Origin of the sequence: Pseudomonas sp. PGPR40, from assembly GCF_022014505.1 — a bacterium.
Lineage (GTDB): Bacteria > Pseudomonadota > Gammaproteobacteria > Pseudomonadales > Pseudomonadaceae > Aquipseudomonas.
Genome location: NZ_JAKLSP010000002.1, coordinates 43,329 through 64,957, shown reverse-complemented (window position 1 = coordinate 64,957; position 21,629 = coordinate 43,329). Strand labels below are relative to the sequence as shown.

General features: G+C 54.3%; 18 protein-coding genes and 1 pseudogene. 7 read left to right on the top strand and 12 right to left on the bottom strand.

The features are described 5' to 3' along the window. Nucleotides 1–66: 66 nt before the first annotated feature. Nucleotides 67–1,052 (top strand): annotated as a pseudogene (locus tag MEB48_RS02165) (IS1182 family transposase); the annotation flags it as partial. Nucleotides 1,053–1,217: 165 nt separating this feature from the next. Here MEB48_RS02165 and MEB48_RS02160 read toward each other — a convergent pair. Together MEB48_RS02160 and MEB48_RS02155 are read right to left on the bottom strand one after the other, a co-directional pair. Further along, nucleotides 1,218–1,544 (bottom strand): DMT family transporter, encoded by a 327-nt coding sequence (locus MEB48_RS02160; protein ID WP_237881441.1) that lies wholly within the window; start codon nt 1,542–1,544, stop codon nt 1,218–1,220. A 62-nt stretch (nt 1,545–1,606) separates the two neighbouring features. Continuing rightward, the gene (locus MEB48_RS02155) at nt 1,607–2,608 is read right to left on the bottom strand and encodes an SLAC1 anion channel family protein (RefSeq protein WP_237881440.1); all 1,002 of its coding nucleotides are present in this window, start codon (nt 2,606–2,608) and stop codon (nt 1,607–1,609) included. 115 nt (nt 2,609–2,723) lie between these two features. Between MEB48_RS02155 and MEB48_RS02150 the strand changes: the two genes are divergently transcribed. The 3 genes from MEB48_RS02150 to MEB48_RS02140 all read left to right on the top strand — a co-directional run bounded on the left by MEB48_RS02150 (nt 2,724) and on the right by MEB48_RS02140 (nt 5,673). Further along, a complete protein-coding gene (locus tag MEB48_RS02150; RefSeq protein ID WP_237881438.1) occupies nt 2,724–3,680 on the top strand; it encodes a GlxA family transcriptional regulator in 957 nt (318 codons plus the stop codon). A 232-nt stretch (nt 3,681–3,912) separates the two neighbouring features. Then, nucleotides 3,913–4,665, top strand: a complete 753-nt coding sequence (locus MEB48_RS02145) for an HNH endonuclease (protein ID WP_237881437.1) — start codon at nt 3,913–3,915, stop codon at nt 4,663–4,665. Between the two features lie 171 nt (nt 4,666–4,836). After that, on the top strand, nt 4,837–5,673 hold the full coding sequence (locus MEB48_RS02140) for a hypothetical protein (RefSeq protein WP_237881435.1): 837 nt from the start codon (nt 4,837–4,839) through the stop codon (nt 5,671–5,673). Between the two features lie 335 nt (nt 5,674–6,008). Here MEB48_RS02140 and MEB48_RS02135 read toward each other — a convergent pair whose 3' ends face one another. The 8 genes from MEB48_RS02135 to MEB48_RS02100 form a co-directional block, all read right to left on the bottom strand. Further along, complete coding sequence (locus MEB48_RS02135; protein WP_237881433.1) at nt 6,009–6,662, bottom strand: hypothetical protein; 654 nt, start codon at nt 6,660–6,662, stop codon at nt 6,009–6,011. Nucleotides 6,663–6,845: 183 nt separating this feature from the next. Further along, entirely contained in the window at nt 6,846–7,937 is a 1,092-nt protein-coding gene (locus tag MEB48_RS02130; protein WP_237881431.1) for a very short patch repair endonuclease, read from the bottom strand. Between the two features lie 36 nt (nt 7,938–7,973). Next, complete coding sequence (locus MEB48_RS02125; protein WP_237881429.1) at nt 7,974–8,549, bottom strand: SHOCT domain-containing protein; 576 nt, start codon at nt 8,547–8,549, stop codon at nt 7,974–7,976. A gap of 11 nt (nt 8,550–8,560) precedes the next feature. Next, the gene (locus MEB48_RS02120; protein ID WP_237881427.1) at nt 8,561–8,887 is read right to left on the bottom strand and encodes a hypothetical protein; all 327 of its coding nucleotides are present in this window, start codon (nt 8,885–8,887) and stop codon (nt 8,561–8,563) included. A 300-nt stretch (nt 8,888–9,187) separates the two neighbouring features. After that, the gene (speB, locus tag MEB48_RS02115; protein ID WP_237881425.1) at nt 9,188–10,144 is read right to left on the bottom strand and encodes an agmatinase; all 957 of its coding nucleotides are present in this window, start codon (nt 10,142–10,144) and stop codon (nt 9,188–9,190) included. A gap of 146 nt (nt 10,145–10,290) precedes the next feature. Continuing rightward, nucleotides 10,291–12,000: an amidase gene (locus tag MEB48_RS02110; RefSeq protein WP_237881423.1), complete on the bottom strand. Its 1,710-nt coding sequence runs from the start codon at nt 11,998–12,000 to the stop codon at nt 10,291–10,293. 118 nt (nt 12,001–12,118) lie between these two features. Continuing rightward, nucleotides 12,119–13,408, bottom strand: coding sequence for a polyamine ABC transporter substrate-binding protein (locus MEB48_RS02105; RefSeq protein ID WP_237881421.1), 1,290 nt, complete (start codon nt 13,406–13,408; stop codon nt 12,119–12,121). Nucleotides 13,409–13,729: 321 nt separating this feature from the next. Then, a complete protein-coding gene (locus MEB48_RS02100; RefSeq protein ID WP_237881419.1) occupies nt 13,730–14,929 on the bottom strand; it encodes an agmatine deiminase family protein in 1,200 nt (399 codons plus the stop codon). Nucleotides 14,930–15,181: 252 nt separating this feature from the next. Here MEB48_RS02100 and MEB48_RS02095 point away from each other — a divergent pair, with 252 nt between their 5' ends. Together MEB48_RS02095 and MEB48_RS02090 are read left to right on the top strand one after the other, a co-directional pair. Beyond that, on the top strand, nt 15,182–16,084 hold the full coding sequence (locus MEB48_RS02095) for a LysR substrate-binding domain-containing protein (RefSeq protein ID WP_237881417.1): 903 nt from the start codon (nt 15,182–15,184) through the stop codon (nt 16,082–16,084). Nucleotides 16,085–16,521: 437 nt separating this feature from the next. Next, nucleotides 16,522–18,204, top strand: coding sequence for a SulP family inorganic anion transporter (locus MEB48_RS02090; RefSeq protein ID WP_237881415.1), 1,683 nt, complete (start codon nt 16,522–16,524; stop codon nt 18,202–18,204). Nucleotides 18,205–18,230: 26 nt separating this feature from the next. On the opposite strand, the gene MEB48_RS02085 is transcribed toward MEB48_RS02090, so the two are convergent. After that, nucleotides 18,231–18,674 (bottom strand): potassium channel family protein, encoded by a 444-nt coding sequence (locus MEB48_RS02085; protein ID WP_237881413.1) that lies wholly within the window; start codon nt 18,672–18,674, stop codon nt 18,231–18,233. A 380-nt stretch (nt 18,675–19,054) separates the two neighbouring features. Beyond that, a complete protein-coding gene (locus tag MEB48_RS02080) occupies nt 19,055–19,345 on the bottom strand; it encodes a hypothetical protein (RefSeq protein ID WP_237881412.1) in 291 nt (96 codons plus the stop codon). 353 nt (nt 19,346–19,698) lie between these two features. On the opposite strand from MEB48_RS02080, the gene MEB48_RS02075 reads away from it, so the two are divergent. Continuing rightward, nucleotides 19,699–21,165: a flavin-containing monooxygenase gene (locus tag MEB48_RS02075; RefSeq protein ID WP_237881409.1), complete on the top strand. Its 1,467-nt coding sequence runs from the start codon at nt 19,699–19,701 to the stop codon at nt 21,163–21,165. The last annotated feature ends 464 nt before the right edge of the window (nt 21,166–21,629 follow it).

Sequence of the window (21,629 nt, the reverse complement as noted above, 5' to 3'; positions counted from 1 at the left end):
CAGGCTGTGTGAAAACGCCAGTGATTGTCTAACCTTCTGATCGTCTAGATCGTATCGGGGGCGATCATGAAGCGATTCATTGAAGGCGAGGCTCGGACGCAAGTCACGTTGCTGCCTGAGTGCTTGGACGATTACGTAGCCGAAGAAAATCCAGTGCGAGTGGTCGACGTTTTCGTCGATGAACTCGACCTGGGTGCACTTGGGTTTGAAGGCGTTGATCCTGCTGCAACGGGCCGTCCGGCCTACCATCCAGCGATCTTGCTGAAGATCTAATCTACGGCTACCTCAATCGGATTTAGTCCGGCCGCCGGCTGGAACGGGAGGCCGAGCGTAACGTCGAGTTGAAGTGGCTGACGGGGCGTTTGGCCCCGGACTTCAAAACCATTGCCGACTTTCGCAAGGATAACGGCAAGGCTATTCGCAGTGTCTGCCGGCAATTTGTGGTGCTTTGTCGCAACCTCAATTTCTTCTCTCAATCGATCATCGCCATCGACGGCAGCAAATTCAAAACCGTCAATAATCGCGACCGCAACTTCACTCAGGGCAAGGTGAAGGCACGCATGCAGCAGATCGAACAGAGTATTGATCGATATCTGGCGGCGATGGATTCAGCTGATCGGGCAACACCCGAAGTAGCCGAAGCCAAGGCCGAGCGGTTGAAAGAAAAGATAGAAACGCTGAAAAAGCAGATGCAGAAACTCAAGGACATCGAGGCGCAGCTTCACGACAGTCCAGACCAGCAGATCTCTCTTACCGATCCAGATGCACGCTCAATGGCCACGAGCGGCCGAGGTACCGGAACGGTTGGCTACAACGTACAAACAGCTGTCGACGACAAACACCATCTGATCATTGCCCATGAGGTGACCAACGTTGGCAATGACCGGACGCAACTGAGCAATATGGCGAACCAAGCGCGTGAAGAAATCGAGGCTGAATCGCTAACGGTGGTAGCCGACCGAAGCTATTACAAGGGTCTGGAAATCCTTGCCTGTGAGCAAGCAGGCATCACTACCTTCGTACCGAAACCCCTGACATCAGGCAGCAAAGCCGAAAACTAAGGCAATTCGCGCTTCCGTCTGCTGGTTTCGCAGGCAACGCGCGCAACTCTCCGTTTTCGACGTATTCAGTGCGTTTTCACACAGCCTGGACCCATAGCTGCCATTTATTGATATGAACAAACGCTGGCTTTTCAAAACAATCTCCGTCTGCTCTGTTTAGGCTGCCCAGCGTAGCCCGGCGACACTCAACAGGATCAAGCCGACCCAGAAGAAACGCCAGAACGAAACCCCATCACCCAACCAATACATGCCAACGATAGCTGTACCAGCAGCGCCGATGCCGGTCCAGACCGCGTAGGCGGTGCCTACGGGCAGGACCCGCAATGCCACCGTCAATAAATACAAACTACCGGCCAGTGCCATGAAGGTGCCGGCGAGCAGCCAGGGTCGTTCTAGGCCATTTGCGGATTTCAATCCGACCGCAAAGGCGATCTCCAGGAGTCCGGCGAAGATCAGCAGTAACCAGGAAGAGGTGTAAGTCATTCGCCAAGACCTTTGAAGAAAAAAAGCGAGCCGGTCAAGGCTCGCCAAAGGGAAGTAAATCGTCAGTTTGCCAACAATTTGCCGCTGAACAGACTGGCCAGGGTTTTCATGGTCAGCACGGTCAGTGCCACAGTGAGAAACAGCAAGATCACAGCCGCGATGACCATCAACAGAGTGTTGTCCTGGTCATGTGCATATTTCAGCGCCGCGTTGCTCAGAGCCGCAATGGGAAAGCTGATAGCCCACCACGAAGGGGCAAAAGGCACATCGCGACGAAACACTTTGAAGCTCAGCACCACGAACAGGAACAGGCCGAAGTAAAACAACACGCTGGCAAACCGGTCGATCTCGCCGAACACATTGGTGTACGCCATAAAACCTACTTCAAACGGTGCAATCAAGATCATCAGCGAAGGCACCATGCCTTTGGCCAAGGCGGCCTGATGTACCAACCGTGAAAAGATCCGGGTATAGAAAATCAGTGCCAGCACCGCACCCACGGCAAGCGCAAATACATTGAATTCGACGGCCCAAGCCATGGGCATGTGCGCTCCGGTCACCGCGATATCGAGGGTGGCGACTCCTGGGATCAACCAGGCGGGTACGGCATTCAATTGATCCTGAGCGCCCGACAACAGGCGCGAAACCACCAGGCCGGCGAGTAGTACGGTCAACACGCTGCCCAGTATCCAGAGTGCCTGGCCGAGCAGTTGGCTATGGGGCGCCGCGACTGCGGAAAGCAGCAGCAGTGCGATGGTGACGGTGCCGAAAAAGTTGCTGGCGATTGGATGGTTGAATTCGGTCCGTATCGCTTCAGGATGCTTCATCCACTTGGTCAGGTAACCCAGAGTCAGCAACACGAATATCAGGCCGGCAAGCGCGCCAATCGCTTCACCCAATAGGCCACCAACGCCGTAATACTGACCACTCAAGCGCCAGGCCAAGCCCAAGCCTGCCAAGCCCATGACTGAACCGAACAGATTTATGGGCAGATTTTTGATGGACGTTGTGCTGGTCGGTACCAATTGAGCTACAGCGACGGTGGGGGTGTATGCAGTGTTCATGGCAGTTTCCCGTTTGACTGAATTTGCTGTTGGAGCTATTTTCAGCCAAACGGCCTTTGGCTGAAATGGACACATAACGACGTATTCAGCCAATAAGTCGACGAGGACAGACATTATGCGTATAGCCCTGCTGGCAGTCCCTCGCGTACAGCTCCTGGATGTCGTCGGCCCCGCAGATGTCTTCGCCGAAGCGGCTAAACAACTGAACAATCCACGTGCCTACCGGGTCGAAGTTATCGGTACCAACAAGGGGATAATCAAAGGCTCAAGCGGTTTGAAGCTCGGCATTGACGAGACCTTCGAAACCTATAAAGGCCGGATTGACACGTTGCTTGTGGCTGGCAGCCCACATATGGATGAAATCACCTTGAACTCTGCATTGCAGGAATGGCTGCGCCAGCAGGCAAAATTAGTGCGTCGTCTCGGCTCGGTCTGTAGCGGTGCTTTCCTGCTAGCCGCCGCTGGCCTGCTTGATGGACGCCATGTCACCACTCATTGGAACTCCAGTGCGAAGCTTGCCAAGCAATACCCGAAAATCCATGTAGCCCCTGACAGCATCTACATCAAGGATGGCAATATCTACACCTCGGCGGGTGTTACGGCCGGTATGGACCTGGCCCTGGCGCTAGTCGAAGAGGATCACGGCAGGGAGCTGGCGCTCAGCGTCGCCCGTGAAATGGTGATGTTCTTTAAGCGACCTGGCGGGCAATCGCAATTCAGCGCACACCTGGCAGCGCAAACCGCCGAGCGCAGTGTAATCAGAAACGTGCAGGACTATGTTCTGGAACACTTGAAGGCTGACTTGAGCGTGCCTTCCCTGGCCGCACGCGCCGGCATGAGTGAACGTAACTTTGCTCGTACGTTCAAGGCCGAAGTCGGCTCGACGCCGGCCGAGTTTGTCGAACTGGCCCGTATCGATGCGGCCAGACGGTTAATTGAGGATTCGGACGTACCACTCAAACGTTTGGCCGATAACGTGGGCTATGCAAATACGGATGGGTTTAGAAGGGCCTTCATGCGGCGACTCGGGGTTGGACCGAGTGATTATCGAAAGCGGTTTTCATCCGGGTGATATGGAGAGGGCTCATCGTCAAAACGTCATCAGGTTCTTCGATGTTTGATGCCCGTTTTTGGCCGATTGCTGTCTGCCACGAACGGCTGCAATCGGCCAATAGCAGTCGGTGGACAGACTAGTGGCAAATTGGTAGCTTCCATTCGCGCGTTAAATCTTGTTGCAGATAAGCTTTCCTTAAGCATGCCGCACTTGTGCCACCCAATATCCCGTTCCATCTCGAGAGCGAATTATGACTGTAGTGACATCAATCACTGAAATCGAAGAAAACCTACAGCTTTTCGAAGATTACTTGTGCGAAGGCTCCGATGAAGAGCAGTTATTCTGTTCAGAATTGATTCGAAAGGGCAGTTGCTTTATCGCATACGAAATCGAAAATGAACTGCGGTTTTCTCCTAGTCGCTATATTGGCTATTCAAAAAATACAATTCGCTCTCACATTCAACGGGAGAAAGATGGAAAAGAAACGAATCCGGCCATCACTAAAGTGCTTGGAAAGTTAACTCAGAACGACGACCTAGAAAAGAAATACCTTAAATATTGCAGTGATTTGGGCGTATCACCTTTCAATAAAAAAAGAAAATTTTGGAGCCTATCCCTAGACGGCGTAGATTTCACAAACAATAAAATATCCGACGAGGGCTTTCCTGAGGGGAAAATGGTTGAAAGGAAACATACAGCTCGTGAGCGAAATGCAGCTTTAGTCAAGTCAGCGAAGGATGCTTATAAAAAATCAAATAAACGTCTTTCCTGCGAAGCCTGTAGCTTTGACTTTGAAAAAGTCTATGGCGAAAGAGGTAGTGATTACATTGAAGCCCACCATATAGTACCTGTAAGCGAGATGCAGGCCTCACAAAAAACCAAAATTACTGACATTGCAATGGTGTGCTCTAACTGCCATAGAATACTGCATCGCTCAAGGCCCTGGCTCACTGTTGCCCAACTTAAAGCACTTATCACCAAAAAACCTAACAAGTCCCAGTGAGGCATTTGCGAATGGCAGATTCGGGTAGTTTTCTGCCCCTCGTGACAGAAATAAAGCGGCCATTTCCAGTCAGTCGTGACAGAAATCAACTCGCTATCGTACCTCTCTGCGGCTCCCGATCGTTGCCCTGAGCTGGTTCGGGAGCCCATTAGAAATTATGCGGAGAATGGAATGTCCCTTGCTGGAAATATCGGAGCCATCACCAAATCGGTCAAGCTTGTCCAACAGGCTGGCTATCTAAAAGACTCCGGGTTATGTGCTGGACAAATTATCTACGAGAACTACGAATATTTACTTCAACAGTCGACTCACGGAAATTCCAATCAGATTACAGAGGTGTTAAGCATAGTAAAATCAAAAAAAGATTTAAATCTTTTGCGCGGATATCTACAATTATTTTTTCCAGTACGTATGAGCGAGGACTCGAGGAAGTTTCGGGCCGTAAAGGTTGAGGGCTTCGAAACAGAGAAGGCCAAGGCATTGCTGATTGATTTTGAACTTTACAAGCGGCTGACAGATGCCAAAGTCGATGTGACCATCGAAAAGCTCAACGATATTAAATATGAAATCCAGATTTTCACGGTGAGTTGGAAGATCTACCTAAAACAATTCTTAAAATGGCCGACTACAGATGCAGTCGCTTCACTTTCAGAGCTAGTCGAAGTAGGGTGGATTAAGGCTGGTTTGCTAAGCTATTTCAACTATCATGTCGGAATGAGCGGTCAGCCAGCGGCGGTCAGGATTGATATTCTCGACAAGATATTCAATAAAACCCTGACAGTTAATTGTTTTGACAAATGCTATCTCGAAGAGTGGGGAAATCCGTCCAGCCTAGAACGCTTAATGAAAATGGCCAGGACAATTGCCGCGCTTTGCCGAAATGCGAAACGATCCTCGGGAAATTTCTCAATTGCAATTTGCGACTGGGAAAAAGATTTGGAATATCTGCGCCGGAATTACTATGAAACCTTTTTGAATCTACAGACCATTAAGTGGCCGGAGACGTAATATTTTTGCGCTAATAAAATCAACTGTTTGGATTAGTCCATCTCTGAGATACCAGCACCGACTGCTCGATCCTAGTTGGATTTACCATTAACGGTGTTATTAACAGTACGTTCGCTTTCCTTAACTCGGCTTCGCAGTCGGTCAGCATCGACTGCAGGGTCGAATCAGTAGGACATACATCTCTTTAATACTCGCTAGGCAAATACCGCCACCTATGAACGGCCGGCATGGGTCGACTTCAGCCAGTCGCGACAGGCTGAAAGCGGCCAAAATCGGACACTAACGTTTGCACAAAGGCCGCGGCCCTTCAGGGCCGTCGCGCCTGCAGCGAATTGTTAGCCACTGCTTGGCCAACCACAAAGGGTGTCAAATTCAATATACGTTTTCGTAGATTCCTTGATTGCCTGACCTAAAGGCATGAGCAAGCGGTCAAGTTCAGACTTGCTTGCTCCCCCGCTAGCCGAAACTAGATCATTAACGTGTTTGATGAAAATTGAGTAGCAATCAATTGCACTCTTTCCTGTGCCAGATTGCTTCCACTTGTTTTTCGTATCGAAAAGTAGCGACTTACACTTCTGCCTCTCGTCGGCGGTTAATTCTTCGAAGATAGCCCAAAGCGACCTGATTGCGTGCTGGTCATAAATCGGATTATTCTTGTCTTTCAGATGCATTGCAAAGGCATAGAACACCACATCGGTCTTGGTTGGCACTGGCTGCTCTGCGGCATAGTTCTCACAGAATTTCTTGTATGCCCTCCATTTCCCTAGCTTCCACAAAAGAGCCTCTGCAAGGTCTTGTGGAGAATCCAAACTATTGTTCGAGAAATCTTCCGTGTCTACGAGCGGGGGGAAACCATCTTCGTCGTATTGATACCCAAGCTTCGCTAGTTCTTTCGTTGCTTCCTCAATTGCGGCCTTGTCCAAGCCACCCTCAGAAATCTTCTTCTGAAGACTGGCAATTAGTTTTCCCAAGGGGCTTTCTTTTGTCATCTGCGAAGTCTCGATTGCAGTGGCTAACGTTTTGTTAAGGGGCCGGCTTTATCCGCGACGGTTTCAGCCTCGACACAGTGTACAGAGCTCACTTTCTCATCAACAAAATGCCAAGTTAGAAAGCCATCGACATCAAGCGCTTTGAGATCTTCGAAAAGCCTGGGTCTGAAACCCTCTGAAACCTCAAGAGTTCATAAGCTCCTTAATCTTTGCAGCACAGCTAATCGGTGATTCAGCAATATCTTTTCCAGAAACTCTAAAAGAGCGGATGCCTATTTTTTCAAGCTTGGCGTCTATGGCAGAGTCTTTGGCTCTATCTTCTGCTGATGTATGATGAGCCACTGAGTCACAAAATATCGCTATTTTCGCATTTTCAAAAAAGAAATCAGCTTCGGTAATTATTTTAGAAAGTCTGCTCGTGCGAACCCCACCTTCCCACATAGATTGCAGAGAAGGAAATACAGACCCATCAGGATAAATCAACATTTGAATCTTCGGGTTCAATCCTATCTGGCTCATCGCTTGTAAAAGAAATAACTCAATCGGTGAATCGCAACCCCATATTTTTATTGGCGCTACATTTTTGAAGTTCTTAAAGTATCGCGAGAATCTAAATTTTCTATAATCACCGATGATGCCCCTGCTATCGCCAAGCAATGAAGTGCATAAGCCGGGGTCGCACACATCAGATTTCTCATAATTTGAAGTAAGAAAATAGGTATTGTAAACAAACCCTATTGTATCAGAATGCGTATTTTTGCTTGCCGGCACACCACCTGCGGCATAGATTCCGAATGCTTTCGAGAAGGGGTTATAGCCTATATATTGAGGCCGCCCGTCCAGAACCCTCCCCAGATCTATGTTGTTAATCCATTCAGCGCTTACTTCGGCAGGCACGCCCTTCTTCTGAGCAGGGTATAAAGAAACATGGTAGGGTAAACCGTATAGCTTTCCATTTCTTCTTTCAAAAGAGTGACAGCAAACGACAACATTAACCATTTGAAAAGTGTCGCCACGATCTTTGTAAAAATCAATTGCTTCTTTCGAAGGATTCAAATGAAACACCGGGACACCTTCGAAGAACTCATTGGATAAATTTATCACCGCTGACTCAAGCGGTTGAACACCATCCAAATCAAAAATATCGTTAGCCAAGAACTCGCCAGCAGCACTGGCTAGATCTATCTGAAAAGGCTCATCAGGCAGGCAACTATAATTTGGAAATGCCCAAAGCTCTTTGGGTCTATTTTGAATATCACCATCTATATCTGGCATGATCCCCCCATGCTTTCAGAACCAACAATGACACTTTCAATCTCTTTGCAGCAGCTTCTTACGAGCGTCGTTATATTCCTGCTCAGAGATATGCCCATCATCCTTGAGTTTCGCCCACTTAATTAACTCATCGGCAACAGAAAACGACTTCATTCGTTCACCTTTGATAATGTCGATTTCGGAATGAGCCGTGCTATTCTGTGGCGTGTTCGAAAAAATCCCATTTTCGGCAACCCATTCACGATGCTGTGCCAGCGGTGAATGGAATAGCTTGCCAAGAATCAGCAAATACGCGAAGGCGATCAGGACTGCTATGCATGCGACAATGAACTGCTCTGTCAGGCGGTCGTATCTCTCAGCGGCGCTGAGGGTTGTTGCGAACCACAGGACAAAACAGGTCGCAATGACGATGATCGCGTAGAGATAGGATTTAGCATTTCTCACAGCAGTCTCAATGTGAGAAAAATCGCTATTCTTTTTCATCATAAATATGCCAAATAGCAGAAATACAGAAGGTAATATCCCTACAAAAAAACCAGTTGGTGGCAGCATAAGCAATGTAAAAATCAATATCTTGCTATGATCAGTGCTGGTCAGAGGTGTATTGCTCATTTACTAAACTCTCAGAGTGAGATGATTGCAATAGTTTCTACAGTTATAATAACCAGCGCCCATGCAATAAATATTCGACGGCGGGTGGAAGGGTTTCGTTTTGATTTGAAAGCAGAGATAAGCAACACATTCAACGTGGGTAATGCGAGGCTCCCACCAATGGCTTGCAAGATATAATTCTGGAAGACCTCGGGGTATCTAACAATTTTCGGAAGGTTTGCCAGTCCATGATCTTTCCCGAAGAAGGCAATGAAAACCAAAAATGCAGATACAAGTACAAGCCCAGCCGCGAGCTTCAAAGAAACTAATTTAGGCTGCTCTTGCGATACAATGTCCATATTTGATCTTCCATTTATTCATTCAGTCAAAATACGAGCAATAGTATCGCTCGTGATGGCATTTTGACAAGACGGACAAATTTTCACTGATAAAAAATGTTCTATCGAGTCGCCCCGGAGTTCCTAGACACCTCCGAATGACTCCTTTTGGCTGTGTTGCTCTACACGAAGGGTAGCTATGGGTCGACTTCCGCCCGTCACGACCGGCAAAAAACGGCCAAAAGCGGCCTTCCGTGAGCGGCTACTTTCGGCCATGAGAGCATTGGTCGAAAAATGTTTGTAGCTGTCCAGACCACTGGGTTACAGCTTATGCCGCGCGGCATACAGGCAGATCATCTCCATCGCCAACGCGGCCCCGGAAAGCGCAGTAATCTCCGCGTGGTCATAGGGCGGTGCTACCTCGACCACGTCCATGCCGATCAGGTTGATACCGCGCAGACCTCGCAGAATCGCCAAGGCCTGATGGCTCGATAGTCCACCGCAGACCGGCGTCCCCGTGCCTGGGGCAAATGCCGGGTCGAGGCAGTCGATATCGAAGGTGAGATAGACTGGATGGTCGCCAACGCGCGCCCGGATAATCTCCGCCAGTTCCTTGATAGAGCGATCATGCACCTCGCTGGCATTCAGCACCTGAAAGCCCATGACGTCGTCATTGGTCGTGCGCTGGCCAATCTGGATGGACCGTGCAGGATCAACCAGCCCTTCGCGGACGGCGTGATAGAACATCGAACCGTGGTCGATGCGCTTGTCCTCGCCGTCGGACTCCAGGTCATGGTGCGCATCGAAATGGATCAAGGAAAGCGGACCATACTTGGCCGCGTGAGCTTGCAGCAGCGGATAGCTGATGAAGTGATCGCCGCCTAGGGTCAGCATCGCAGTACCCGCCGCCAGAATCCGCTCGGCATGGGCCCTGATCGCCGCTGGGGTCTGCTCCGGGGTACCGTAATCGAAATAGCAATCGCCATAATCGACACAAGCCAGTAGATCGAACGGGTCAAATTCCCAAGGCCAGTGACGCGCCCAGGCGGACTGTACCGATGCCTCGCGGATGGCCCTCGGTCCGAAGCGGCTGCCCGGTCGATTGCTGGTCGCGGTATCGAACGGGATGCCGCTGATGGCGATATCCACGCCACGCAAATCGCGGGTGTAGCGACGCCGCATAAAACTGGTGATACCGCCGTAGGTCGGTTCACCTTCGGTGCCATACAGGCTGTCACGCGTCATCGCCTGATCGATTATTGAATTGTCATTTAGCATGGGGTTCTCAATGCGGGTTACTGAATCTGCCCCAGACATGTGCACGCTCACGCAGTGCTTGCTGGGGTAAAGGTTGGTTTCTGTTGCTCGGGCTTGCCGTGAATGGGCAGGATTGGCGCTTTATCGCGCCAGACCCATTGCGGTTCTCAGCCGCCTGGCAAGGGTGGGGTTCGCACCGGGATCAAGCGCTTCGATCCGGTGGCCTCAAACGCCGACGCCAGGTGCAGCAGCGCTGAGTCGTCGTAGGCGCGACCAGCAAACGTCAGGCCGACGGGCATGCCGATGTCCGGCATCACGCCCATCGGCACGGTGACCGTTGGCACGCCGAGGTGACGGATGGCGAGATTGCCGTTAGCGACCCAGACGCCGTTGCTCCAGGCAATATCCGCCGATTGCGGATCGACATCGGCATTCGCCGGGCCCACGTCGGCGACCGCCGGGAAGATCACTGCGTCGAGCCCCAGTCGATCCATCCACTCCTCAAGATCGAAACGCCGGGTCTGCTCCAGCCCGCGCAAGCCATCGGGCAGTGTGGTGATCTGATCCCACGGGGTGATGCCACGCTCGGCCATGCGCACGTATTCGTCCATGCCAATGGCCGGGCCATCTTCGCGGTCAGGCAGAGCGCCTGGGTCATGCGGGAAAATCTGCGGGCCGTCGACGTCAGCCAGACGGTTCAGTCCGGGATCGTCATTGGCCTGCAGGAAGTCATCGAACGCCCAAGCGGTCAGGTCCCACAGTTCGTGATGGAGGAACTCCCTGGACACCAGGCCGCGGGTTAACACCGTCGGCGCCCCAAGTCGATCGCCCTCGCAATTGGATACCAGCGGGAAGTCCGTCTCGACCACTTCTGCGCCGGCCGCTTCCAGAGTCTTTCGCGCGTTTTCCCAGAGGGCGATCACCGAGGAACGGGTATTGATCCGCTGGCCTGTCGCCCACCCGATACCCGGCGCTTCGCTGGTGCCCGCGTCGGGGTCGGCGTTGATGTACATGCGCGGTACGCCCAAGCGCTTGCCGGCGAGTGCGGCGGGCCTGGCAAGCAGTTCCAGGTAGGAGGCGGGACGCACCGAAGCGACGCTGGGGATCGGCACCCAAGGCTGCAAGCGCCACAGGTCACCACGTTTGTCGACGTCTTCGGCCACCACCACGTCGAGCACTTCGAGCAGGTCGGCCATGGTCCTGGCATAGGGTACGACCACATCCATGGTTGGCGTCAGTGGCCAGTTGCCGCGCACCGAGATCACCCCGCGCGACGGTGTATAGGCGCACAGTCCATTGTTTGAGGCCGGCCCGCGACCGCTCGACCAGGTTTCCTCAGCAAGGCCGAAGGCGGCGAAACTGGTGGCGGTGGCCGTGCCTGCGCCGTTGGATGAACCCGACGCGAAGGGTGCAGTTAGGTAGTCCGCGTTGTACGGGCTCTCGGCACGGCCATACACGCCGCGCTGCATGCCGCCATTGGCCATGGGCGGCATATTGGTCTTGCCCAGGCAGATCGCACCGGCGCCGCGCAAGCGCTCGATGGTGAACGCATCGCGATAAGCGACCAGGTCCTTGAAGGCCGGGCTGCCGGACGCCGCGGTCAGGCCTTTGATCAGGTAGCTGTCCTTGGCTGTATAGGGAATACCATCGAGCGGGCCGAGGGTCTCGCCACGGGCACGACGGGCGTCGCAGGCCTGCGCTTCTTCAAGCGCATTCGGGTTGCGCACCACCACCGCGTTGAGGGCGGTGGGCGTGTTGGGGCCGTCGTAGGCATCGATCCGTGAGAGATAGGCCTGGACCAGCTCAACTGCCGTGGTTCGGCCAGCTTCGAGGGCTGCGCGCAGCTCGGCAATGGAAACTTCGGTTACTTCAATCATGCTGTTACCACTGGCTACTGGGTATGCAAGGTGACTTGATTGGCGCCGCGTGCCAGCGAAACCGCATTGGCCATGTGCCTGGTTCCGTTGGGTTTCACTGGCGCAGCGCAATTTACTGTCAGGTTCCCGACTTGAGCTTGGTCCATGCACGGGTGCGAGCGCGTTCTGCACTGGACGGCAGAGGCACCAGCGCGAATAGAGAAGTCTGGATGTCGGCGGCGGGGTAGAGATTGGGGTTGTTGCGGATTTCCGGGCTGACCAGGGCAGTGGCGTCCTTGTTCGGGTTGGGATAGCCGACGAAGTCGCTGATCGGGGCAATCACCTGCGGCTGTAGCAGGTAGTTGATAAAGGCATGGGCATCATCCGGGTTCTTCGCATCCTTGGGGATGGCCAGCACGTCAAACCAGACCGGTGCGCCTTCCTTGGGCAAGCGCATGTCCACCACCACGCCGTTGCCGGCCTCCTTGGCGCGATTGGCCGCTTGGGAGAAACTGCCGGAGTAACCCACGGCCACGCAGATGTCACCATTGGCGATATCGGTCATGTATTTTGAGGAGTGGAAGTAGGCGACGTTGGGGCGGATCTTTTTCAGCAGTTCTTCGGCCTTCTCGTAGTCCTTGGCCTGAGTGCTGTTGGGTGGCAGGCCCAGGTAGTGGAGGGCGATGGGGATCATATCCGTCGGCGAATCGAGAAGGGCCACGCCGCACTGCTTGAGCTTGGCAATGTTCTCTTCCTTGAAAATCAGATCCCAGCTGTCCACCGGCGCGTTCTCGCCGAGCGCAGCCTTGACCTTGGCCGGGTTGAAACCGATCAGCACGGTTCCGTATAAATAAGGCACGGCGAAACGGTTACCCGGATCATTGGCCTCGATCAGCTTCATCAGTTGCGGGTCCAGATGCTTCCAGTTGGGTAGCTTGCTGCGGTCAAGTGGCTGGAAAGCGTCGGCTTGAATCTGCTTGGCGAGGAAACTATCGGACGGCACCACCACGTCATAGCCGGAGTTGCCAGTGAGCAGTTTGGCCTCCAGGGTTTCGTTGCTGTCGAAGATGTCGTAGACCAGCTTTGCACCATTCTCTTTCTTGAAGTTGTCCAGGGTCTGCGGGGCGACGTAGTCGAACCAGTTGTAGACACGCAGGGTGCGCTCTTGCGCATTAGCGTTAGCGGTCAGCAGGCCGAGGCTGCAGATCGTAGCGAAGAGCGAACGGGGGAGTTGGTGCTTGATCCATTTCTCACAGCCTTGGGTGATGGTGCCCACTCGTTCGGCTGCCAGCGCCGGGCTAGAAAGCATCGTCAGAGCTTTCAGCAGGACGGCACGCAGGCTGCCGACTCCAACGCGGGCGGTGTGCCACGACACAGAGTCCGCTCCTTTATCGATTTTTTGCCACGGCTGTTGTTGCTTGTACTTCATAGAACCACCTTTTGAATTATTGTCTTTGGCCTAGCTCCAAATGAATTGTTGCGGTTGCTCGAATCACAATCAATCTATATAAACTATAAGCAATGCAAGCAGAAAAACTAAACGATAAGATCTCACGCCGATGTCTCCTACGCTTCGTGCAGGCGCTGACGGGATGCACCAGGCAGCGACATGCACAAACGCAGGCACGTCATCTTCTTGGAGTTGGGCAGTGATTCCCCGTAGCTACTGGACCAGCCGTGCTGGTCCAGCCCTGCGAGGGAAAGCACTCTGGCTATTGCTTACGCCTCATAGGGGCAATTCTTTTCAGCGCTAACCGACACCAGGAATGTGTTGGGTGATGCAATGCACACCACCGCCATTGTTGGCAAGGATGGTGCCATCGATACCCACGACTGGCCGTCCCGGAAAAATCTCACGGAAGAGATTCAAGGCAATCTCATCTGCAGGAGTGCTTGAAGTAGGAACCACGATGCCGACGTTGGATTTGTAGAAGTTGATGTAGCTGAAGTTCTCCACCGTCAGGCCTGACACCTTGAATGTTGGCTGAACGGGCATCTTGGTAATCTTGAAGGTGCGGCCCTTTGCATCGGTGCTTTGTTGCAGCACTGCCAGGTTTGCCGCCATCCTGGGCACGTTGGGGTTGTTTGGGTCCGACGGGTAATTCAATAGCAGATGGGCTGGCTCGATGTAGGCAGCAACCAGGTCGACATGCCCATCGGTAGCGGCAGCGCCGTCGTCGCCGTACACCCCATACGGCAGCCAGATCATTTTGGTCGCGTTATAGGCACGCAGCAGCGCGGTCTCGATCTGTGCCTTGGTCATGCTCGGATTACGATTGGGATTGAGCAGGCACTGTTCGGTGGTAATGAGCGTGCCCTGCCCATCGGTAATCACGGCACCACCTTCAAAGACCATATTGACTGTTGATTTAGGCACGTTAAGGGTGGCGCACACGCCAGTGGGCAATTGATCATCCAGGGTAGCCGACCACCTGTTACCCCAGCCGTTGAAAATGAAATCGCGTCCCAGCATGTCGCGTCCTGATGGGCTCAGCGCGAAAACTGGCGCGGTATCACGGGTCCAGCAATCGTTGTATGGATTCTCGATGACAGTAACGTTAGGGCCGCAGCGCTTGCGTACAACCTCGGTATAGCCGGTCATCGCCATCATCAAGACTGGCTCGAACTGCGCAATGGCATTCGCTACGTTGATGACAGAATCCTGCATGGGTTTCAGCTGGTCCTCGTAGCTCTTGTCATAGGGGTACGCCATCAAAACGCTCTGGTGTGGCTCCCACTCTGCGGGCACCCGATAGCCATTGGCGGCAGGGTTGGGCTCCGCCGCCCGGGCCAGGCGTCCAAGCCCTGATGTACCGATGGCAGTTGCAGTAACAGCCACCAAAGCGCCCATATTGAACCGGCGCCTTCCCGGATTCGCAGGCCCCTCCATCGCGACTTGATCTGCCATCAACGGCTCTGTTGCCAACTGAATGTCTTGTTCTTTATCCATGTAACGAGTCCCCCAGGTTATCCAGCCAGATATCTCTTTTACCAAGGCACACGAGCGAAACAGGTAGAGGTGCACCGAGCCCACCCCCTCAAAGCTTCCTTGCCACGCCTGTTGTTGCCTGTGCTTCGTAGGGCCAGCTATTGAATTGTTGTCTTTGGCCTCCCTCCGCTGAATCTTTGCGGTTGCTCAAGGCACAATCAACCTATATAAATTGCTGATAAAACAGGCAGAAAAACTAAATGGTAGACCCGCATGCCCTTACCTCCGCTCCATGCGTTTCGCGTATTTGAATGTGTCGCAAGGCTGGGCCATGTCGGTGCGGCCGCCGCTGAGCTGCATGTCACCGCCGGGGCTGTCAGCCAGCAGATAAGAGCGTTACAGGGCTCACTTGGCATCGATCTTTTCTACAAGCAGGGCCGCCACTTGGTGCTGACCGAACGAGGCCTGGCATTGCAACGCTCGGTAGCCCGCGGCATCGGCGAGATCACCGAAGGGGTGCGACAGATTTCCGAGGCGTACTTCCAGGAGCCGGCGACGAAAGTCCTGACCATTTCCACGGAACCGATTTTTGGCGCGGCCTGGCTGATGCCAAAGTTGTTCGCCTTTCGTGCAGAACATCCGCACATTCACCTGCGCGTCATTACTGCCGACGACATCAGCGAGGTGGACTGGCGCAGAGCCGATATCGCCGTGCTCTACGACGCTCCGACGTGGGAGGGTTTCTGGTGGCGGCCACTGCAAAGCCTGCATATGTTTCCCGTCTGCTGCCCACAATTGCTGCGCGGCCCGCGTGCGCTCAAGCAACCGTCCGACCTTGTTCACCATCGCCTCTTGCATGAGGATGACGGCGCTCAATGGCGGCGCTGGCTGCTTGAGGCGCGCTTGCCTTACCCAGGTGATGCCGATGTTCATCTGGAAGACTTCGGCATTGCCCTGCAGGCGGCGCGAGATGGCTATGGTGTTGCGCTCAGCGACGAGATCAATTCATTGCGCGATTTGGATGAGGGACGCCTAGTGCAGCCCTTTGCACTGAAGGTGCCGACGGGGATGGACTATTTCTGCATCTGCAACGAGGAGAGTCGCGATATCCCTGAGATAGCTTTGCTCATCGATTGGCTGATCGAGCAGGCAAAGATAGTCCCGGCCTACCCGTAAGTGTTGTTGGGGCGGTTTAACATTCACGTGGCTCAGCACAAAGCTGAATGACCTCTGGATTTTTAGGCGTCTTGAGCGGCTGCTTTTGGCCGATTTCTGCCGGTTATAGTTACAAAGCGTGTTGGCCAAATCCGATGCAATCGGTGGTCAGAGCGAATGCAAATGCCTGGTCAGGTCGAATGCAAACGGGTGGGCAAGGGGAGTGCAATTTCGCACAGACAGTCAGACCGAAAATACTGTCGCCTTTTGCGAGGCCTTTTTCCATTCATCATTGATGCAGATCATAGCTTCGGCCTTATTGATCTGGTTGCCTATACGATGAGGAAAGGTGGGCTCAGGAGGCTTGTGATACCTCAGTACAAGCCCCGAACGTCAAGTGCAAACTGCAATGGAATCATTCGGTATGCCCAGCAATTGAACCAGCCGAGGGAGGCCGTGTGGAACCGCATCTGAAGACTTCGAAGGCAGCTCGCTCCGACACCGCTCCACTTCGCCTCGACATAGTCTCGGGGTTCACGGCTGCCGCGGTCGTACTGCCCAAAGCAATGGCCTATGCGACTGTCGCGGGCCTACCTGTTGCCGTCGGTCTGTATACAGCCTTCGTCCCGATGTTGATCTACGCACTCCTGGGAACGTCGCGAGTACTCAGTGTCAGCTCCAGTGCCACGCTGGCGATTTTGGCCGGTGCGCAGATCGGCTTGGCCGTCCCGGACGGCGACCCAGGGAGGCTGATCACGGCAACTGCAACGCTAACCGCGTTGGTTGGCACGATGCTGCTTCTGGCGCGACTAATGCGCCTGGGATTTCTTGCGAACTTCATTTCCTCCCCTGTGTTGAGCGGCTTCAAAGCGGGGGTCGGTCTTGTCATCGTGTTGGACCAGTTGCCAAAACTCCTGGGCATCCACATCGCAAAAAAAAGTTTCTTTGTCGACTTCCTCAATATCGTGCATCACGTGCCGGAGAGTTCCCTGATTACGCTCGCGGTAGCGGCGGCGGCGTTCCTGATGCTCATCGCAATGGAGCACCTGTGGGCACATTCGCCTGCGCCATTGATTGTGGTCGGTGGCAGCATCGCCGTCTCATGGTACTTCGGCCTGCAGGCGCTGGGAGCTTCGACGGTTGGCGTGATTCCACAAGGGTTACCGTCATTTACGTTGCCTGATCTCGCGTTGATCAAGCAGATGGTTCCGGGTGCGCTCGGGATCGCGTTGATGAGTTTTACCGAAACGATTGCGGCGGGGCGCGCTTTTGTCCGGGCAGGCGATCCCCCCATCGATGCAAACCGCGAGTTGATCGCCACCGGTCTCGGTAACATTGGTGGTGCACTGCTCGGCGCAATGCCGGCCGGTGGCGGCACTTCACAGACAGCTGTTGTACGTGCCACCGGAGGGCAGTCTCAGAGAGTCTCGATTGTCACGGCGGGTGCGGCTTTTGCCACTATGTTGCTGCTCTCCGGGCTACTCGGGTTTCTTCCTCACGCCACATTGGCCGCTATTGTCATCTACTACTCGGTCGGGCTGATTCAGCCGCGAGAGTTCCTGGCTATTCGCAAGGTGCGTCCAATGGAGTTCCACTGGGCGCTCGTAGCCACGGTGGGTGTCCTTTTGTTTGGCACGCTTCAGGGGATCACTGTGGCGATCGTCGTATCGCTGGTCAGTCTGGCCTACCAGACTGCCCGTCCGCACGTGTATGTCCTTGGTCGCAAGTGTGGCACCGATGTGCTGCGCCCCTTGTCAGAGGAGCATCCAAATGACGAGACTTTTGAGGGGCTGCTGATCGTGCGACCGGAGGGACGCCTGTTTTTTCTCAACGCTGACTATGTGAAGGAACAGATCATCGCGTTGGAGAAACAGCATCAGCCGCGTGTGGTTGTCTGGGACATGAGTGCGGTGCCCGATATCGAATACTCGGCACTGCAGGCGTTGATAGAAGGCGAGAAAAACCTGACCGAACTGGGTACCAGTCTCTGGCTTGCGGGGTTGAATCCCGGTGTACTTGAGATGGTGCGACGTGCCGGGTTTGACGAGAAACTTGGGCGTGAACGTATGCTGTTCAACGCCCATGCAGCAATCGAGCGCTATCAGGCACAGAAGACAACCCTATTGGGCGCCGCGCAGTAGCTCATTCGCAATGCTGAACAACGTCATCAGGACTGGTGGTCATCGTCGTTTTTCGTGTGGATGAACTGATAAATATGATTGACCACAGCGAAGAAGACACCCGTGGATAACCCGCACATGAGGATGCCGGTCAAGCCCTCCATCAATCCGAACAGACGCCAGGGTTTCCCCAGCAGCACGTCACCGTAACCAATCGTCGCATAGGTCACTCCAGAAAAATAAAACGCCGTTTCGAAATCGGGCAGACACTCCTGCCACACATAGAATGTCCCCCAGATCGAGATCGCCAGCAAATGCAGCAGAACCATATAGCAGGCAACCCACACCAACCGCATGCTAATGGCCCCTAGTTGCCTCATGAGAACATTTCCCCTGTGATCCAGAAACCTGAGCATCAAGGCCAGACCGACCGCATGCACGACCACGGTAATGGCCGCCAGCCCCCATGCGAAGAAGATGCTTGAATACATAAGTGCTCCTTCAGGACGTCATGCCGACAGGCCGAGATCCTTCTTACGGTTGTATGTGCCGCACGCGGCCGCTGCGCAAAACAGATTTCACCGGGCACAACGATGGCGTAAAGCCGGTGATTCGCCGGTCAGCCCAGCTATACATCATTCTGATTTACTACGCATGGAGAGGGGGCGTGGCAAAAGGCAGCACCGACAACATGTTCGACGTCCCATCAGGACGAGAGGGAGACCGGCCTTGGCGCTGCAACGCCTGAGGCTCTTGAAATACAGGTTAATCTCGGTTCCCGCGCTAAACGCAAAAACGCCGCTCATTGAGCGGTGTTTTGGTTTTTGCCCCCGGTGTCGGGGTAGTTGTCGTAAGAGATCGCCAAGGTGCGCTAATTGATCTGCACAATGACTGGACCTTCCGTGATGACCGGCGGATTCGTGTGGATCTGCGAGGCGTTTTTCTCAATCCAGTCACGAGCGACTTGCATGCTCTCATCGGTGCCGGCCTTGTCCGCGCAAACAGTCACCGACATACCGCCATCATCCAGAGGTAGCAGTGTGTAGTTTGCGAGGCCAGTCACTTTCCGCAGGGCAGCTTCGACGTCGGCTTTTTGCTTTTCCAAAAGATCGAAAAGCTGCTTTGCGCCAGGACCCGAGTAGGTTCTTATAACCGCATACATGGTCGTCTCCTTTGTGAGTTACCTTTTGGATACCCAATCCGGATCCGCGATGGGGGCTTTCACTTGGGTTTCAGTTCGTACCGATTTGTTCAGCTTAGTCATACGCCGGTGACAAGCGAAATGCGACGACCACCGGCAGCTTCTGGCCGTTCTCAGCCCATCATGGTTACAACGCGTGCTGATCAAACCCGATGCAATCGGGCGGTCAGAACGAATGCAAATGAATGGTCAGGTCGAATGAAAACGAGTGGATAAGCGTGCCGAACATACTACTTGCGGCGAATCTGGCAGGTATCGGGCTTGTGGTCTTGAATCCATGGACCGCACCCAGGCCCATCGACCGAGGAACCCCCATGTTTGATGAACATCTGGACGTACTGATCATCGGTGCCGGCCTGTCCGGCGTCGGTGCTGCCTATCACTTGATGCAGCAGTGCCCCGGCAAGAGCTTCGCCGTCCTCGAAGGGCGTTCCGCCCTCGGCGGCACCTGGGACCTGTTCCGCTACCCGGGCATCCGCTCCGACTCGGACATGTACACCCTCGGCTACAACTTCAAGCCTTGGAGCGACCCGCAGGCCATCGCCGACGGCCCGTCGATCCGCAGCTATATTGAGCAAACGGCGCGGGAAAACGGCATCGACCGCAAAATCCGTTACCAGCACAAAGTACTCAAGGCCGACTGGTGCACCGATAGCGCGACCTGGACCCTGGAAGTGCAGCGTGGCGACGAGCCAGAGCCGCTGCGGCTCAGCTGCCAGCACCTGCTGATGTGTACCGGCTACTACCGCTACGAAGCCGGCTACACTCCCGAATTCCCCGGCCGCGAACAGTTCAAGGGCGAACTGATCCATCCCCAGCTGTGGCCCGAGAATTTCGATTACACCGGAAAAAAAGTGGTGGTGATCGGCAGCGGCGCCACCGCCGTCACCCTAGTGCCAGCGATGACGGACAAGGCCAGGCACGTCACTATGCTGCAACGCTCGCCCTCCTACGTGATCAACCTGCCCAAGGAAGACGTGCTCTCCAACGTCCTGCGGCGCTTCCTGCCGGAAAAATGGGTTTACCGCTTGGCGCGCGGGCGCAACGTGGCCCTGCAGATGGTCTTTTTCTACCTAGCCAAAGCCTTCCCCGACCAGGTACGCAAGGCGCTGCTGGGCAAGGCCCGGCGCCAACTCGGCCAGGGTTTCGACATGCGCCATTTCAGCCCGAGCTATAAACCGTGGGACGAACGCGTCTGCGCGGTGCCCGACGGCGACCTGTTCAAGGTACTGCGCCAAGGCAAGGCTTCGGTTGTTACCGACCATATTGACACCTTTACCGAAACCGGCATCCGCTTGAAGTCCGGCCAAATGCTCGAAGCCGACGTCATCATCACTGCCACCGGCCTGGACCTGATGTTGTTCGGCGGTATGCAAGTGGCGGTGGACGGCAAACCCTTCGACGCCGCGCAGAGCATGGGCTACCGCGGCATCATGCTGCGCGACCTACCCAACGCCGCAGTGGTGCTCGGCTACACCAACGCCAGCTGGACGCTCAAGGCCGACCTCTCCAGCGAATACTTCTGCCGCCTGATCAACCACATGGACGCCATCAGCATGCGCCAGTGCACGCCGTGCAACACCACCGGCGAGGTCAAGACAGCCCCCTTCCTCAACCTGAACTCCGGCTACATCCAGCGCGTAGCGGACAAGCTGCCCAGCCAAGGCGACCGCGCACCGTGGAAGCTGTACCAGAACTACGCCCTCGACCTCGTCCTGTTGCGTTTCGGCAAAGTCGAGGATGGCTACCTGGTATTTTCCTCGCCAAAGGGGCAGCCATAACCGCGAGCTGCGCTGATGGTTCCCACGCTCCGCGTGGTAACCCAGCGTTCTACGGCTATTACCCCATGTCTGCCTCAGGCTGCAGTTCTGCGACGGTATCTGCATCCTCACCTACTGCCTCATCCATAGGTTCACCTCTCCGCCCTGTCCCTGATCAGGCTTATCCATGCGTATTGCCAGAAGGTTGTAGCCTTCCGGGATGGGCATGCCTGTCCGGGCTTATGGCTCCAGTGCCATACATAGATATCCCCCAGTATGGCTGCGGGTAAGCGACCGGACTTTGTGCCGGCCGGGCAAGCCCGCCAAAAGACAGGGCTTGCCACGCTGATCGTGGGGAACAGATAGACGGGGAGGGCAAACATTTCATTTGACGACAACGCTTTTCACTTCATCCATGACCTTTGATCCAGGATTGTGCATAGCGTTGCTTAAGTGCGTAATTGCATAGCACTTATTGCCAAGCC

Excerpts from the sequence above, each read along its gene's own strand:
- MEB48_RS02080 (WP_237881412.1), bottom strand. The coding sequence starts at position 19,345 with ATGTATGCGGTTATAAGAACCTACTCGGGTCCTGGCGCAAAGCAGCTT.
- MEB48_RS02105 (WP_237881421.1), bottom strand. The coding sequence starts at position 13,408 with ATGAAGTACAAGCAACAACAGCCGTGGCAAAAAATCGATAAAGGAGCG.
- MEB48_RS02160 (WP_237881441.1), bottom strand. The coding sequence starts at position 1,544 with ATGACTTACACCTCTTCCTGGTTACTGCTGATCTTCGCCGGACTCCTG.
- MEB48_RS02145 (WP_237881437.1), top strand. The coding sequence starts at position 3,913 with ATGACTGTAGTGACATCAATCACTGAAATCGAAGAAAACCTACAGCTT.
- MEB48_RS02125 (WP_237881429.1), bottom strand. The coding sequence starts at position 8,549 with ATGAGCAATACACCTCTGACCAGCACTGATCATAGCAAGATATTGATT.
- MEB48_RS02075 (WP_237881409.1), top strand. The coding sequence starts at position 19,699 with ATGTTTGATGAACATCTGGACGTACTGATCATCGGTGCCGGCCTGTCC.
- MEB48_RS02120 (WP_237881427.1), bottom strand. The coding sequence starts at position 8,887 with ATGGACATTGTATCGCAAGAGCAGCCTAAATTAGTTTCTTTGAAGCTC.
- MEB48_RS02100 (WP_237881419.1), bottom strand. The coding sequence starts at position 14,929 with ATGGATAAAGAACAAGACATTCAGTTGGCAACAGAGCCGTTGATGGCA.
- MEB48_RS02150 (WP_237881438.1), top strand. The coding sequence starts at position 2,724 with ATGCGTATAGCCCTGCTGGCAGTCCCTCGCGTACAGCTCCTGGATGTC.
- MEB48_RS02140 (WP_237881435.1), top strand. The coding sequence starts at position 4,837 with ATGTCCCTTGCTGGAAATATCGGAGCCATCACCAAATCGGTCAAGCTT.
- MEB48_RS02110 (WP_237881423.1), bottom strand. The coding sequence starts at position 12,000 with ATGATTGAAGTAACCGAAGTTTCCATTGCCGAGCTGCGCGCAGCCCTC.
- MEB48_RS02155 (WP_237881440.1), bottom strand. The coding sequence starts at position 2,608 with ATGAACACTGCATACACCCCCACCGTCGCTGTAGCTCAATTGGTACCG.
- speB (WP_237881425.1), bottom strand. The coding sequence starts at position 10,144 with ATGCTAAATGACAATTCAATAATCGATCAGGCGATGACGCGTGACAGC.
- MEB48_RS02095 (WP_237881417.1), top strand. The coding sequence starts at position 15,182 with ATGCCCTTACCTCCGCTCCATGCGTTTCGCGTATTTGAATGTGTCGCA.
- MEB48_RS02135 (WP_237881433.1), bottom strand. The coding sequence starts at position 6,662 with ATGACAAAAGAAAGCCCCTTGGGAAAACTAATTGCCAGTCTTCAGAAG.
- MEB48_RS02085 (WP_237881413.1), bottom strand. The coding sequence starts at position 18,674 with ATGTATTCAAGCATCTTCTTCGCATGGGGGCTGGCGGCCATTACCGTG.
- MEB48_RS02130 (WP_237881431.1), bottom strand. The coding sequence starts at position 7,937 with ATGCCAGATATAGATGGTGATATTCAAAATAGACCCAAAGAGCTTTGG.